The sequence below is a fragment of the Leisingera sp. F5 genome, from assembly GCF_001593695.1.
The window spans coordinates 13,980-27,551 of the sequence record NZ_LUKH01000035.1 but is presented as its reverse complement, the minus strand read 5'-3'; the positions used below and the strand labels follow the sequence as shown (position 1 = coordinate 27,551).

Sequence of the window (13,572 nt, the reverse complement as noted above, 5' to 3'; positions counted from 1 at the left end):
AATACTCATTAACGCCGCACTGCCAGCCTGAAACCACTTTCCTAGACAGCGAGCATCCTAAGCCGCACGACGCAACGAAACCGGCGCAACACCATAGACCTTGCGGAAGGCGCGAGTGAATCCTTCGGGCGAACCATAGGCATAGCGGCGCGCCACCGCCTCAACCCTGTCGCCGCGGGCAAGATCCTGATGCGCGAGGATCAGGCGCCAGCGGCGCAAATACCCTATTGGGGTTTCCCCGACCTCCGATGCAAAAAGTTCAGAAAAGCGCGACAGCGACAGCCCGGCTTCCTGCGCCAGATCTGCATTGGTCCAAAGCCTGCCGGGATGGTCATGCATTGCCACAATGGCCCGGCTGAGGCGCGGGTCGGCCAGGCCGGCCAGCAGCCCGGGTTCAGTGGCGCCTTTCTGGATCTGATTGCGCAGCAGGCGCACCATCAGCACCTCCCCCAGCCGGTTGATCACAGACTGCGCGCCGCAATGCTGCCCCTCGGCCTCGTCCCGCATCAAGCGAACCAGCCCCTGCGCCTCGGCATTGCTGCCGATGCCGTAGTCCACAACCGGCGGCAGGGCCGCCAGGAACGGGTTGCTGTTGCCCGACCATTCCACCCGTGCGGCCCACATGACCGTGCCGGGGGCCGGATCCGCCAGCGCGCCCTTGGTGCGATAGAGGATCCGCACCGGCTGCCCCGCCGCATCTGCCAGTGCAATCAGATTGGCCTCTCCAGGCCCGGCGGCCTGCACGGCGAGCTGAAAGCGGTCCATCAAAGTCGTGAGGCGGTCCATGATTTCGAGGTTCCCGTCATGTTTTTCGGATTTATGAAACCGTAAACTGCGCGATACAGTGGATCAACCACCACTCACACGACGGCTTATAAGGAGCATCCCCATGCTGATTCCCCGCCAGAAGACCCCGAATCTGACCCTGCCGACGCTGGACCACGGTCCGTTCGACCTGTCCGCGGAAACTGCTGAGCGCGGCACTGTGATCTGTTTCTACCGCGGCCTGCATTGCCCGATCTGCGCCACTTATCTGAAGGAGTTCGAGAAGAAGGCCGCGGCCTTTGCCGAGCGCGGTGTTGATTGCATCGCCATCAGCTCGGACGGCCAGGAGCGCACCCGCGCGATGGCCGACAAGATCGAAGCCAAGGACCTGCGATTTGGCTATGACCTGCCGCTCTCTGTGGCCAAGGACTGGGGCCTCTATATCTCGACCTCGCGCGGCAAGACCTCGATCGGGATTGAGGAGCCGGCGCTGTTTTCCGAGCCCGGCCTGTTCATGGTGACGCCGGAGCAGACGCTGTATTACGGCGCGGTGCAGACCATGCCGTTTGTGCGGCCGCATTTCGCGGAACTGGTGGCGGCGCTGGATTTTGCGATCCCCAACAACTACCCGGCGCGCGGCGAATACACCGGTGATGTGTAGCTTCGACGCCAGCCCTTAAAATCGGCTGTGTCCGGTAATGGACAAGAGGTCCGCTTCGATGCATACGGGGCGGACCTTTTTACGCGCCCCAGGTCCCCCATTGCACATCCGCTTCGAGAAATACGACCATAGTGAAGGCAAGCACCGCTATTGCCAGCTGAGCCTGACGCCGACCCTGTTCGGCGACTGGTGTGTTGAACGCGTATCGGGGCCGCTGAATGCTCCGGGCGGAGTGCAGAAGCGGACGTATTTTGCCGCCCAAGGTGAGGCGTTGGCGATTTTCGAACGCTTCCGGGACCGGCAGATGAAGCGCGGTTATGCGCCGATCCCGGTGCAGCTGGGATTGCTGTAGAAGCCCCCCCTCAGGGATTTACTTGATCCGCGTCCAGGTCTGCTTTGAGCAGATCAGCCCGCCCGCCACACAACCGCGCAGGGCAAGGCTGTTTCCGGCCATGTCCATCTTGCCGATGTAGACTTTATCGTTGGACGGTCTCCAGACCTTGCCCTCGTAAGAGCCGTCGCCGTTCGGCACCATGTCGATCACCAGCGTTTTGCCGATGTTGGGGGACTTGTATTCACCCTCGCTATTGAAGGTGCGGGCGATCTTGCCGCAGACCGCAGCGCCGCATTTCGCCATCTGGATGTGGGCATAAGAGCCGTCATCGGGCTGCGTTTTCCAGACGCCCAGAACCGGATCCGCTGCTGCGGCGCCAGACAGCCCAAGGGCCACAGCCATACCTGCCAGTAGATGTTTCATTCCATTTCCTCCCTGTTTTTCAGGCAGCCTGTCCCTGATCCGGCGCTTGTGGCAAGGTTGACTTCGGGTCGCGTTGCAATTCAGGCCGGGCTTGTGCAAAACACCGCCAGCTTGATTTCACGAAGGACCGCCCGGATGATCCTCTACCCCGCGATTGACCTCAAAGACGGCCAGGCCGTGCGCCTTCTGCATGGCGAGATGGACAAAACCACCGTGTTCAACGACAACCCCGCCGCCCAGGCGCTGGAGTTTGTCGCGGCGGGCTGCGAATGGCTGCATCTGGTCGACCTCAACGGCGCCTTTGCCGGTGAGCCGGTGAATGCCGCGCCGGTGGAGGAGATCCTGAAGCAGACCAAAGTGCCCGCGCAGCTGGGCGGCGGCATCCGCGACATGGCCACCATCGAGCGCTGGATCGGCAAAGGCCTGGCGCGGGTGATCCTGGGCACCGTCGCGGTCGAGAACCCGGATCTGGTGCGCGAAGCGGCACGCGAATTCCCTGGCAAGATCGCGGTGGGCATTGACGCCCGCAACGGCAAGGTGGCGACCAAGGGCTGGGCTGAGGAGACCGACGTGATGGTCACAGATTTGGCCAAATCTTTTGAGGACGCCGGCGTGGCCGCGATCATCTATACCGACATCCTGCGCGACGGCGCCATGAAAGGCCCGAATGTCGAGGCCACCGCCGATCTGGCCAATGCGGTCAGCATTCCGGTGATTGCCTCCGGCGGCGTGTCGTCGCTGGAAGATTTGCGCGCGCTGAAATCCTGCGGCGCACCGCTGAACGGTGCCATTTCGGGCCGGGCGCTGTATGATGGGGCGATAGATCTGAAAGAGGCGCTGGCGGTTCTGAAGGCCTGACGCGTCAACGGAACCGGGAGGCTATATGCGCCTGATCCGCCGCATCTTTGCCATTCTGGCCCTGGCACCCATCGTTTTGTGGCTGCTGTGCATTGCCTTTGTGATGCTGCTGGGGTTCGGCTTTGGCTGTGAAATCCACGAGGGCTTTGCCAATCCATGTGTGGTGCTGGGCCGCGATCTGGCGGAGACCGCCTATACCATGGGTGTCTTTGCCGCCTGGGGGCCGCTGATCTTTGGCCCCGTCTCCCTTGGGGGCGGGTTTTTATGGGCGATTGCGGTGGCGATTGACCGCCGCCGCTCCCGCCCGCGCCGCTAAGGCACGGGAAGGCCGGCAACAGCTCCCGCGGCTTACTGTGCAGCGGCGGCCGTCAGCTTGCCCAGTGCGCCCTGCATCTTGGCGATGAAACCCGCGTCCTTAGGGATGTCGAGGGGAGAGAGCATCTCTGCAGGGTCCTCATAGGTCAACCAGACCTGCCCCTCTGCGTCCTCATAGGCCAGCACCTTAAGCGGCAAATAGAGGCCTGCACGCATGTCGGCCTGCATCGCCGGGGTGCCGAGCTTGGGATTGCCGAAGATCAAAAGCTGCGAGCCGGCCAGTTCCAGCTCTGCCTTCTGCGCGCCCGCAGCATGGTCAACGCGGACAAAGACGGTTGCGCCGGCGCCTTCAACGGCGGCCTGCAACGCATCCATGGTTTCGGCTACAGGTTTCTGGCTGGGCACTTTGATCAGTTCAGCGGCGGCGGGCAATGCGGACATGAGGGCGATGGCTCCGGCAAGAATAAGGGGTTTTGTCATAACAGCTGCTCCGAAAATGTGCGGTGATGGGATGAAAACAAGGCAACAAGCCCCGGCTGGCAATTCACGTTTCCGGCATGGGCAGGACCTTGCTGCCCTCCGGACGCTCTGCGCGGCAGAATACCACAGCAGCCCGCCCGGACCAAAACGCGCACGGGCAGCCATATCTGTTGCGCTTTCACCGGTCATTGCGTACCCACGGCGCCAAGCAGCTTGAAAGGCCCGATCCATGCTGAAGACCCGTATCATCCCCTGTCTCGACGTGGCCGACGGGCGAGTGGTCAAGGGTGTCAACTTTGTCGGCCTGCGCGATGCGGGCGACCCGGTGGAATCGGCCAAGGCCTATGATGCGGCCGGCGCGGATGAGATTTGCTTTCTTGATATTCACGCGACCCATGAAAATCGCGGCACCATGTTCGACGTAGTGCGCCGCACCGCCGAGCAGTGCTTTGTGCCGCTGACCGTGGGCGGCGGGGTACGGACCAAAGATGATGTGCGCGCGCTGCTGCTGGCGGGGGCCGACAAGGTCTCGTTCAACTCCGCCGCCGTGGCCAACCCGGATGTGATTGCCGAGGCCGCGGATCAGTTCGGCAGCCAGTGCATCGTCTGCGCCATCGACGCCAAGACGGTGGAACCGGGCCGCTGGGAGATTTTCACCCACGGCGGCCGCAAGCCCACCGGCATCGATGCGGTGGAATTCGCCCGCACCGTGGTGGCCAAGGGCGCGGGTGAAATCCTGCTGACTTCGATGGACCGGGACGGCACCAAGGCGGGCTTCAACCTGCCGCTGACACGGGCGATTTCGGACGCGGTCGACGTGCCGGTGATTGCCTCGGGCGGCGTCGGCAACCTGGATCACCTGGTGGAGGGCGTGACCAAAGGCGGCGCAAGCGCGGTGCTGGCGGCGTCGATCTTCCATTTCGGGGAATACACCATCCAGGAAGCCAAGAACCACATGGCTGCCGCCGGCATCCCGATGCGGGTCAACTGAGGGGGCATGTGATGAGCCTGCTGCACGATCTCGAAACCACCATCCTGTCCCGCAAAGGCTCAGATCCGGAGGCCAGCTGGACCGCCAGGCTGCTCGCCAAAGGTCCGGAGAAATGCGCCGAGAAATTTGGCGAGGAAGCCATTGAGGCCATCATCGAAGCGGTGAAGGGCGACAGCGGCAAGCTCGCCTCGGAAGGCGCCGATGTGCTCTATCATTTCCTGGTGATGCTGGCCGCCCGTGACGTGGCGCTGGACGATGTGCTGCAGGTGCTGGCGGAACGCCAGGGCCTGAGCGGTATCACCGAGAAGGCCAGCCGCCCCAAGGGTTGATCCCGGACTCGGACGGCCCCTTTTGGAGGCGGGTCAAGGGAGGCGCAGCCTCCGCGCGGCAGCGCGGCTTGCCCTTGACGCGCGAAAGAAAAGTACAATCAGAAAGGCCCGGAAGGGCACACCTGCACCTTAAGGGCTTCTCAGCACTTTCTTCTTGCGCCGCGCAGCGGCGCTACGCCCAACCGTGGAGGCCGTCCAAAGGACGGCCGGAACGGGCGGGAGCACCTCCGCCCCGCGCCCCTCAAAGCTTCGAGGATATGATTCCGGTGGCGAAACCGCCGAACCGCAACTCTCCGAACAGGCGCTGGTATTCGATCTTGGGACAGCGGTTCTGGATCACCGTGACACCACGTGCTTCGGCCTTTGCGGCGGCTTCGGCATGTTCCACTCCAATCTGCATCCAAATGGTCTGCAGGTCAGGGAACATCTCCAGCGCCTCGTCCACAATCGGCGGCACCGCCTCGGAGCGGCGGAAGATGTCGACCATATCCACCGGCGCGTCGATATCAGAAAGACTGGCCCGCACGGTTTCGCCAAACAGCATCTTGCCTGCATGGCCGGGGTTCACCGGAATCACCCGGTAGCCTTTGAGGCCCAGATAGCGCGCCACGTAATAGCTGGGGCGCACCGGATTCATCGACACGCCGACAACCGCCACCGTCTTGGCCCGCTGCAGGACCGCTTGCAGATGCTTATCACTGTATTCTGTCATGCCGCGCACCCTAGCTGCGGCGCCCGCCGCCGCAAAGCCGGATTCACTGCCCGCAAACAAAAAAGCGCCCGGACGAACCGGGCGCTAGGTATGGAACGAGGGACAGTGAAAAAGATCTGCGGTGGTTCCACTCCGCAGTCTCTATTGAATATGGGCCACAGTCTGGAAAATAAAAGAGGACCTCTCGCAATCGTGAGGTGACAGGCTATTTCCTCAATACCGCTGGCCAATGCGCGCGGCCATCCGCAATCAACTGCACGGTGTCCGCCTGCCACAGATGGTGGACATTGCGGTTGTTCAGAAGAAACAGTTCACCATCAACGATGGCCCAAATCTGCGGGTTTCCATCATGAAGCCGTCCCTGCGACATCGCATAGGCGCAGTAGCCGCCAAAGGCCGGCGCATAGGCCCGCGGGTTGGCCTCGAACTGCGCCTGATTGCGGGCCGAGGCGAACCGCCAGACAACGCCTTTCCACATCACCGCATGGCCGCGCCGTCCGGGTTCGGCCGCGCCATGTTCGAAAAACGCGACGGCGTCATAACCTCCGATGGCGACCCCTGCACGCGCGGAGAACACAGATGCATCCGCCCGCGCCGCGCCCGGCAGGGACAGAAAGATCACCGCAACAGCCATCAGGACCAGACGCAAGGCCACATTGCACCCCATTCAATTCTTGCAACAGACTTCCGACTCTGCCGCACCGCACTGCCCTTGCAAAGACAGCATACGCAGATGTGATCAGCCCGTGACGGCCGGTGCCGCAGCCCTACCGGGCGGTAGAGGCATAAAGCGCGATAGCCGCCGCATTGGAGACATTGAGCGAACCAAAACCGCCCGCAGCGTCAATTTTGACCAGCCCGTCGACGGTTTCTTTGGTTTTTTGACGCAGCCCCGGCCCCTCGGCGCCCAGCACCAGCGCCACCGGCAGGTGCTTTTTGCCGTCCAGCGCGGTCTCGATGGTGTCCTCCGCTTCGCCGTCCAGACCCAGCACGATGAAACCCATGTTCTGCAGCTCGGCGATAGTGTCGGCCAGGTTGCGCATCCGCAGATAGGGCTGGCGTTCCAGCGCGCCGCTGGCGGTCTTGGCCAGCGCGCCGGTTTCCGGTGCCGAATGGTGGCGGGTGCCGATCACCGCACTGGCGCCCAGCACCTCGGCCGAGCGCAGGATGGCGCCGACGTTATGCGGATCCGTCACCCGGTCCAGCAGCAGGACACGCGGGGCCTCGCGGCCAATGCAGTTGTCGGCCAGTCCGCCCCAGTTCAAGGGCTTCACTTCCAGTGCGGCGCCCTGATGCACCGACTGCGCGTCAATCGGCGGATTGAACTTGCGCGGGTCGATCACCTCGGCCTCGACACCCGAAGCTGCGATGGCGTCCGCCAGTTTCACTTCGGCGTTCATGGTCACCATCAGGCGCAGTTTTTCACGCTGGGGATTCATCAGCGCATCGCGCACCGCATGCAGCCCGAACAGCCATACGGTTTCTGCCGAGGCGGCTTTTTTGGACTGTTCTTTTGCGACGACCCATTTGGGTTTCTTGGTCATTTTGCTCTCCGGCAGAAAGATTTTCCAGGCGCTTTGAAAAACTTGCGATTTTCCTGTTGACGCCCGTTTGGCCTGCTAGTAATCACGCCTCCACGTCAGGTGCAACACTCACCTGACAGTGGGCGACAGGCCGCAAGGTGTGGCAGGGGACTGTAACTCCCTCGCGGAGACGCACGCCTGGTTCGATTCCAGGGTCGCCCACCATCTTCTCTCTTTTTCAGACCGGACGATGGTGGTTCAGCTGCAGGCAGGACCCGCCGTGCGCTGCCAGGCACAGCAAAAAGCCCGCGTGAAGTTCGCGGGCTTTCCGTTTGATTTGAAATGGGAATGCGCCAGTCAGGCGGTTTCGGCAACGGCCTGTTCCGCCCAGGCGACCAGGGCCTCAAGATCCGGCCCCGCCTCCACGGCCATGCCGTCGGCAAAGGCCTGGAACGGCTCCACATTCATCTTGTTGACGCCGGAAATCACCGGAATGCCAAGGGCCAGCGCTTCGCCGATGACCGGCCGCATACCGCGCCCGTCGGCCTCGTGCTTGCCGAATTTGTTGACGATCATCAGTTGCGGCGCCGGGTCCGATTGCAGTGTGGCAGAGACCTGGCCGACCGCCTGTTCCAGCGCCTCCGGGTTGAGGCGGCACCCGCGGGCGCCTGCGCCCAGGGATTGCGAAATCCGGATGGTTTCGCCGTCAGGCAGCACCCGCACATCCATGTCGCACAGCTCCTTGTCGTAGCATTCGACATTGGTCTGCGCGATGCCTGCCAGGCGGATGCCCTTGGCCTGCAATTTCTCAGCCAGCTCACTCAGCAGGCGGTCGGTGGCACCGCGTTCTTGGGTCATCACATATGCCAGGTGCATCGGTTGTTCTCTCCAGTCTCGTCTCAGTTCATAGGTGGTCATGCGGCGGGCCGGGTCAACCCCTACCACGGCAACGGGTGGTAGCCGATGACCGGGGCGTGCAGGATCAGCAGGACCAGGAACACCGCGCCAGCCAGCCCGGCTTCAGCTGCAGAGGGGCGCAGGCAAGCCAGGTTCAGCCGCGCAGTATTGCGGCTGAGGCGCGTCCATTCGCCCTGCCCCATCTGGTTCTGCTTGCGTTTGTCTATGATCGCCATGCCGGCCCAGGCAAAACCTGCAAACAGGCCGAACAGGATCACATGCGCCAGATCGCCATTGGCCAGTAGATGCGCCCCGGCCCACAGCGCCATCGCCGCCAGCAGCGGGTGGCGGCTGACCGCCAGAATGCCGGGATCCGCCGGATCAAAGGCCCGCAACCCCAGCCCGCCAAAACTGAACGGGTTTTGCCGCATCATCCCCGCCACCGCCAGCAGGCAGGCCAGCGGCATCAGCAAAAACGGCGCCCAGCGGAAGACGCCCCAATAGGGCAGCACGCCGACATAGGGCGCCCGGGCAGCCGCCACGACCAGCCAAGCCAGAATAGCCAGCGACAGCAGGCTGTAGGCGGTGATATAGCCGCGCCGGCCAAGACGGTTCACCAGCCAGGGCCGCACCGGCGGGCGCACCGGTATCGCGTGGCTCAGCAGAAACAGCGCCAGCGCCGCGGTGAATTCAAGCCAGCCCATCGAGGTCTCTCCTGCTTTAGATCAGTCAGTTGTGCAGCTATACGCGGACGAGCAGTATAAGACGTTGCCCCAGATCAAAAAAGGGCGCCGCTGGGGCGCCCTTCTTCCGGGATTTACGGATGGCTACAAGCCCAGCGCCTTGCGCCGCTCCTCGGCAAAGCCCTGCACCATGCGGTCGGCGATCAAGGCAAGGATCGCCATTGCCGCGCCAGCAGAGATACCCAGCCCCACATCCGCCTGCCCCAGCGCCAGATAGATCGACTGGCCCAGGCCGGTGGTGCCGATCAGCGCCGCAATCACCAGCATCGCAAAGGCATAGAGAATGGTCTGGTTCAACCCCAGCAGGATCGACGGCGCCGCATAAGGCGCGCGGATATCCTTGAGCATCTGCCACTTGGTCGCGCCGGAGGCCGTTGCGGCTTCGATCATCTCCTCCGGTGTCGATACCAGACCGTGCCTTGTGTAGCGGATCATCGGCACGATGGCATAGGCGATGATCGCCAGGAAGGCCGAGAACTCGCCGATCTGGAACACCATCAGCACCGGGATCAGGAAGACAAACAGCGGGATCGTCTGCAGCATGTCGCAGATCGGGTGCACCACCCGCCACACGCTCGGCGACACCGCCGAGACAAGGCCGATCGCCCCGCCCATAACGGCACAGGCAAAGACCGCAGCACCCGACAGATACAACGACAGCAGCGCCCGCTCCCACAGGCCGGAGACCAGAATGGTGCCCAGCAGAACAACCGTCATGATGGCCAGTCCGCGCCCGCCGGCAACCCAGGCCAGCGCGCCAGCGCCGATCAGCACAAAAGGCCAGGGCAGTTGCGAAATACCCGTTTCCAGCATGCCGGCGGCAATCAGCAGCATCAGGCCCAGCGCCAGCTGGCCGCGTAACGCAAAGATCACGCCGGCAGCGGCACCCGCTGCAAACAGTCCCAGGCTCATCACCGGGGTCCAGGAAAACCCCCAGGTGAAGGGCAGCACTGCCTGATCCAGCCCGATCCGCAGCGGCAGCAGCACATAAAACAGCACGTTGTTTTTGAACGCCGTCAGCAGGTCTGCATTGGCAGTTGTAAAGGCCGACAGCCCCCTGTCCACGCTATCCGCCACGGGGTTGAACAGGGCATAAGCGCCGGGCTGCTGAATGTGACCCCAAAACACGGCGCTGGCTGCGGCGCCCACGGCCAGGATGCCCCAGGCGATGCGCGGATCGTGTTTTTCGCGCCGGTCCTGGGTCAGGGTGCCGCTCATCCGGTCGATCAGGATGGCAAAAATCACAATCACCAGACCCGCCAGCAGGCTTTGGCCGAACTGCGCCTTGCGCATGGTCAGCAGGACTTCCCAGCCGATGTCGTCGAAACCGCCAATGACAGCCGCGATAATCACCATCGACAGCGCCGCCATCAGGCATTGGTTCACCCCCACCATGATCTGCTGCCCGGCCGAAGGGATTTCGCATTGAAACAACTGCTGCAGCCGGGTGCCGCCGGCCATGATAGCGGCTTCCTTGATCTCCGGCTCCACCCGCTCCAGCCCGAGCAGCACATTGCGCGCCATTGGCGGCGCGGCATAGATGGCAGAGGCTATGAGGCCGACCACCGGGCCAAAGCCGAACAGCACCAGCAAGGGGGTAAGATAGGCAAAGGTCGGCACCGTTTGCATGATGTCCAGCAATGCCTGCACCGGTTTTCGGACGCGCGGGTATTCATTGGCCAGGATGCCGATGCCGCCGCCGATGATCAGCGCCAGCGGCACTGAAACAGCAACCAGCGCCAGCGTGTTCATGCTTTCGGGCCAATAGCCCGACGCCAGCACAAACCCCAGGCCGGCAAGGGCCATCAGCGCCATCCGCAGCCCGCCCAGGATCCAGGCCAGCGCCGTCGTGGCGCAGATGACCAGCGGCCAGGGCGTGCTGCTCAGCACATAATTGGCGGCCTCCATCGGATAGAACATCAGCGCCGAGAAACTGCGCGCAGCGGGTTTGATCAGCGCCAGCAGCCACTCCATCGCGGCACCCGCCCAATCGGTTGCTGGCAGCACCCAGGCGGCAGGGAATTTGACCAGCCACGGCAGGCTGCCTTCCAGCAGCAGGCACAGCGCCCCAACCGCCGCCGCGATCAGCGCCGCCACAGCTCCTTTTGTCAGAACTGCCATTACCCCTGCTCCACCTGCAGCGCCGCTGCCAGGTCTGCCGGGTTCACTACTCCCACTACGTTGCCCTCGGGCGAGCGCACCGGCACCGGCTCGTACAGCTCCATGCAGCGTGCCAGCGCGGCATCCAGCGTCATATCCTGGCGCAGGCCTGGGTCATCGGCGCCATACGCCAGCCCCGCGCCGGTTTCCATCACCGAGGCCACACGGGCGTGCCGACCCTTGGCCACATCCTTGGAGAACTCGCGCACGTAATCATCCACCGGGCGCAGCACGATGTCGGCGGGCGTGCCGATCTGCACAATCCTGCCGTCCCGCATGATGGCAATACGGTCAGCCAGCTTCAGCGCCTCGTTGATGTCATGGGTGATGAAGACGATGGTGGTTTTCAGCTTGGCCTGGATCTCCAGGAACTCATCCTGCAGCTGGCGCCGGATCAGCGGGTCCAGCGCCGAGAACGGCTCATCCAGGAACCAGACCGAACAATCCGCCACCAATGAGCGGGCGATGCCGACGCGCTGGCGCTGGCCGCCGGACAGTTCGCGCGGATAGTGGTTTTCGCGGCCGCGCAGGCCGACCAGATCGATCACCTCTTCTGCCTTGGCCTGCCGTTGCTTTTTCTGCACCCCCTGCACCCGCAAGGGGTAGGCGACGTTTTCGGCCACCGTCATATGCGGAAACAGGCCGAAGTGCTGAAACACCATGCCCAGCTTCTTGCGGCGCAGTTCGATCAGCCGTTTGGGGCTGGCCTCAACAATGTTTTCGCCGTCGATGCGGATTTCACCGCCGGTTGCGTGCAGCAAATGCGAGATGCAGCGGATCAGGGTGGACTTGCCCGAACCAGACAGCCCCATGATCACAAACAGCTCCCCTTCCTGCACCTGAAAGGACGCGTTCTGCACCGCAGGGATCAGCCCCATACGGCGCAGCTCTCCGGCGGCGTCATGCGGCGAGGGATGGTTTGCCAGCACCTTTTTCAAGGCGCTGTCTGCGTCATTGCCAAACACCTGCCAGACGTTCTGGCAGGTGATGGCAGGCGTTTCAGAGCCACTCACTGGGCGCGGCTCACTTAATGGCGGCGTCGACAACCGGGCGCCATTTGCCCTCGTTTTCGGCCATCCAGGCGGCGACCACCTCTTCGACCTTACCGCCGTCCACGTCGATCGCGCCCATCATCGGCTGCTGGTCTTCCACAGCGAGAGTGTAGTTCGACAGGATTTCATAGGCCGCGGGCCAGGTTTCTGCAGTGCCGGACCAGGCCGCCTTGAAGATGCGCGAGGGCGAGAAATCGCAATCGTTCACCGCATTCGGGTTCGGGCCCCAGGCCGGATCGGAGAAGCAAGCATCATCGCCCGGCGGCAGATCGACGAACTTCACATCATAGGCCGACATTGCCCAATGCGGCTGCCAGAAGGTGACCAAGAGCGGCGTCTTGCGCTCGGTCGCGGCGCGCAGCTCGACGATCAAGGCGGCTTCGGAGCCCGCAGGCACGGCCTTGAACGGCAGGTCCAGCCCGGTCATGCGGTCGGCACCCGGCGTACCCCAGTCGGCGGGGTAATCCACCAGGCGGCCATTGGGCAGGGTTTCTGCGGTGGCGAACTGCATCGCGCAGTCTTTCAGCGCCTCCCAGGCCGGCAGGCCAGGGCAAAGCTCAGCCACATGGGCCGGATAGGCGATTCCTTCGCGCGCGTTCAGCTCCAAATCGCCGAGTTCGACAACAGTGCCCTCTTCGATCTTCTTGGCGTATTCATCCGACACGTTCGACGACCAGATCTCCAGCGTCGCGTGAATGTCGCCATCGGCAATCGCCTGGAACTGGTTCATCATGCCGGCCGAGACAAATTCCACCTCATAGCCCGCGGCCTTCAGCATCTCTGCGGCGATATGGGTGGTAACATGCTGGCCGGTCCATTCGTTCACAGCCAGCTTGATCGGCTTGCTGGTATCACCGAGGTCCGCCGCCGAAGCAAAGCCCGCAGCAACCGTCATCGATGCGGCGCCCAGCGCCAGCGCATATCCTTTGAAGTTCATTGTTCTACTCCCTGTCATTGGTCTTGCGCCGCCGATTGTCCGGCTTGGCGCGTCTTTTGGAACCCGGCGGTTCATGGCGTCTGCCTGGCCTTGCGGCTGGTCTTATTCTTGTCAGCAGGCGGCCATGGTCCAAGTGTGGCCGGGGATAATGCAAGTATTGGAACATATTACGACAGTTTGTCGAGCGATTGCGGCACAAACTGCGAAATATTTTGATTGACGGTTCAAGTTTCTGTGCACCTGGACAAGTTCCGGAATCACCCTGCCCCGCCCCGCAAACGCTTGCAACCGGCATACCGCGGCCGGGGACCCGGCTTCAAGGAATTCCCCGAAAACAACGGCAGCGCCCCCGCCTGGGGCGGGAGCGCTGAAACCGAAATCCGGACCTTGCG

17 protein-coding genes and 1 tRNA gene are annotated in these 13,572 nt (G+C 63.0%); 7 read left to right on the top strand and 11 right to left on the bottom strand.

Going from position 1 to position 13,572, the window contains the following annotated elements; translation table 11 throughout:
* Positions 1 to 57: 57 nt before the first annotated feature.
* Positions 58 to 786, bottom strand: coding sequence for an AraC family transcriptional regulator (locus A2I95_RS19800; RefSeq protein WP_291732476.1), 729 nt, complete (start codon positions 784 to 786; stop codon positions 58 to 60).
* Positions 787 to 889: 103 nt separating this feature from the next.
* On the opposite strand from A2I95_RS19800, the gene A2I95_RS19795 reads away from it, so the two are divergent.
* Both A2I95_RS19795 and A2I95_RS19790 read left to right on the top strand, forming a co-directional pair.
* Complete coding sequence (locus tag A2I95_RS19795; protein WP_291732474.1) at positions 890 to 1,426, top strand: peroxiredoxin-like family protein; 537 nt, start codon at positions 890 to 892, stop codon at positions 1,424 to 1,426.
* A 100-nt stretch (positions 1,427 to 1,526) separates the two neighbouring features.
* Positions 1,527 to 1,778 (top strand): WGR domain-containing protein, encoded by a 252-nt coding sequence (locus A2I95_RS19790; protein ID WP_291732472.1) that lies wholly within the window; start codon positions 1,527 to 1,529, stop codon positions 1,776 to 1,778.
* An 18-nt stretch (positions 1,779 to 1,796) separates the two neighbouring features.
* On the opposite strand, the gene A2I95_RS19785 is transcribed toward A2I95_RS19790, so the two are convergent.
* On the bottom strand, positions 1,797 to 2,183 hold the full coding sequence (locus A2I95_RS19785) for a DUF2147 domain-containing protein (protein ID WP_291732470.1): 387 nt from the start codon (positions 2,181 to 2,183) through the stop codon (positions 1,797 to 1,799).
* 135 nt (positions 2,184 to 2,318) lie between these two features.
* On the opposite strand from A2I95_RS19785, the gene hisA reads away from it, so the two are divergent.
* Positions 2,319 to 3,041, top strand: a complete 723-nt coding sequence (gene hisA, locus A2I95_RS19780; protein WP_291732468.1) for a 1-(5-phosphoribosyl)-5-[(5-phosphoribosylamino)methylideneamino]imidazole-4-carboxamide isomerase — start codon at positions 2,319 to 2,321, stop codon at positions 3,039 to 3,041.
* Between the two features lie 25 nt (positions 3,042 to 3,066).
* Positions 3,067 to 3,357, top strand: a complete 291-nt coding sequence (locus tag A2I95_RS19775; RefSeq protein ID WP_291732466.1) for a hypothetical protein — start codon at positions 3,067 to 3,069, stop codon at positions 3,355 to 3,357.
* Between the two features lie 32 nt (positions 3,358 to 3,389).
* Here A2I95_RS19775 and A2I95_RS19770 read toward each other — a convergent pair whose 3' ends face one another.
* On the bottom strand, positions 3,390 to 3,836 hold the full coding sequence (locus A2I95_RS19770; RefSeq protein ID WP_291732464.1) for a DUF302 domain-containing protein: 447 nt from the start codon (positions 3,834 to 3,836) through the stop codon (positions 3,390 to 3,392).
* 229 nt (positions 3,837 to 4,065) lie between these two features.
* Between A2I95_RS19770 and hisF the strand changes: the two genes are divergently transcribed.
* Both hisF and A2I95_RS19760 read left to right on the top strand, forming a co-directional pair.
* Positions 4,066 to 4,827 carry an imidazole glycerol phosphate synthase subunit HisF gene (gene hisF / locus A2I95_RS19765; protein WP_291732461.1) on the top strand — a complete coding sequence of 254 codons (762 nt, stop codon included), beginning with the start codon at positions 4,066 to 4,068 and terminating at the stop codon, positions 4,825 to 4,827.
* An 11-nt stretch (positions 4,828 to 4,838) separates the two neighbouring features.
* The gene (locus A2I95_RS19760) at positions 4,839 to 5,156 is read left to right on the top strand and encodes a phosphoribosyl-ATP diphosphatase (protein WP_259985977.1); all 318 of its coding nucleotides are present in this window, start codon (positions 4,839 to 4,841) and stop codon (positions 5,154 to 5,156) included.
* A gap of 241 nt (positions 5,157 to 5,397) precedes the next feature.
* Here A2I95_RS19760 and A2I95_RS19755 read toward each other — a convergent pair whose 3' ends face one another.
* The 3 genes from A2I95_RS19755 to rlmB all read right to left on the bottom strand — a co-directional run bounded on the left by A2I95_RS19755 (position 5,398) and on the right by rlmB (position 7,412).
* Complete coding sequence (locus A2I95_RS19755) at positions 5,398 to 5,868, bottom strand: CoA-binding protein (protein ID WP_291732456.1); 471 nt, start codon at positions 5,866 to 5,868, stop codon at positions 5,398 to 5,400.
* Between the two features lie 205 nt (positions 5,869 to 6,073).
* Positions 6,074 to 6,535, bottom strand: coding sequence for a YHS domain-containing (seleno)protein (locus tag A2I95_RS19750; protein WP_291732454.1), 462 nt, complete (start codon positions 6,533 to 6,535; stop codon positions 6,074 to 6,076).
* 100 nt (positions 6,536 to 6,635) lie between these two features.
* Positions 6,636 to 7,412, bottom strand: a complete 777-nt coding sequence (rlmB, locus tag A2I95_RS19745; RefSeq protein WP_291732451.1) for a 23S rRNA (guanosine(2251)-2'-O)-methyltransferase RlmB — start codon at positions 7,410 to 7,412, stop codon at positions 6,636 to 6,638.
* Between the two features lie 120 nt (positions 7,413 to 7,532).
* Between rlmB and A2I95_RS19740 the strand changes: the two genes are divergently transcribed.
* A tRNA-Tyr gene (locus A2I95_RS19740) sits at positions 7,533 to 7,616 on the top strand.
* Positions 7,617 to 7,748: 132 nt separating this feature from the next.
* Here the strand turns inward: A2I95_RS19740 and A2I95_RS19735 are convergent.
* From A2I95_RS19735 to A2I95_RS19715, 5 genes are all read right to left on the bottom strand, one after another.
* A complete protein-coding gene (locus A2I95_RS19735) occupies positions 7,749 to 8,267 on the bottom strand; it encodes a DUF2478 domain-containing protein (protein ID WP_291732449.1) in 519 nt (172 codons plus the stop codon).
* 62 nt (positions 8,268 to 8,329) lie between these two features.
* A complete protein-coding gene (locus A2I95_RS19730; protein WP_291732446.1) occupies positions 8,330 to 8,992 on the bottom strand; it encodes an NnrU family protein in 663 nt (220 codons plus the stop codon).
* Positions 8,993 to 9,115: 123 nt separating this feature from the next.
* Complete coding sequence (locus tag A2I95_RS19725; RefSeq protein WP_291732444.1) at positions 9,116 to 11,152, bottom strand: proline/glycine betaine ABC transporter permease; 2,037 nt, start codon at positions 11,150 to 11,152, stop codon at positions 9,116 to 9,118.
* Positions 11,152 to 12,204 (bottom strand): glycine betaine/L-proline ABC transporter ATP-binding protein, encoded by a 1,053-nt coding sequence (locus tag A2I95_RS19720; RefSeq protein ID WP_291732442.1) that lies wholly within the window; start codon positions 12,202 to 12,204, stop codon positions 11,152 to 11,154. The genes A2I95_RS19725 and A2I95_RS19720 overlap by 1 nt, the downstream gene beginning before the upstream one ends.
* Before the next feature lie 10 nt (positions 12,205 to 12,214).
* The gene (locus A2I95_RS19715) at positions 12,215 to 13,180 is read right to left on the bottom strand and encodes an ABC transporter substrate-binding protein (protein WP_291732440.1); all 966 of its coding nucleotides are present in this window, start codon (positions 13,178 to 13,180) and stop codon (positions 12,215 to 12,217) included.
* Between the last annotated feature and the right edge of the window lie 392 nt (positions 13,181 to 13,572).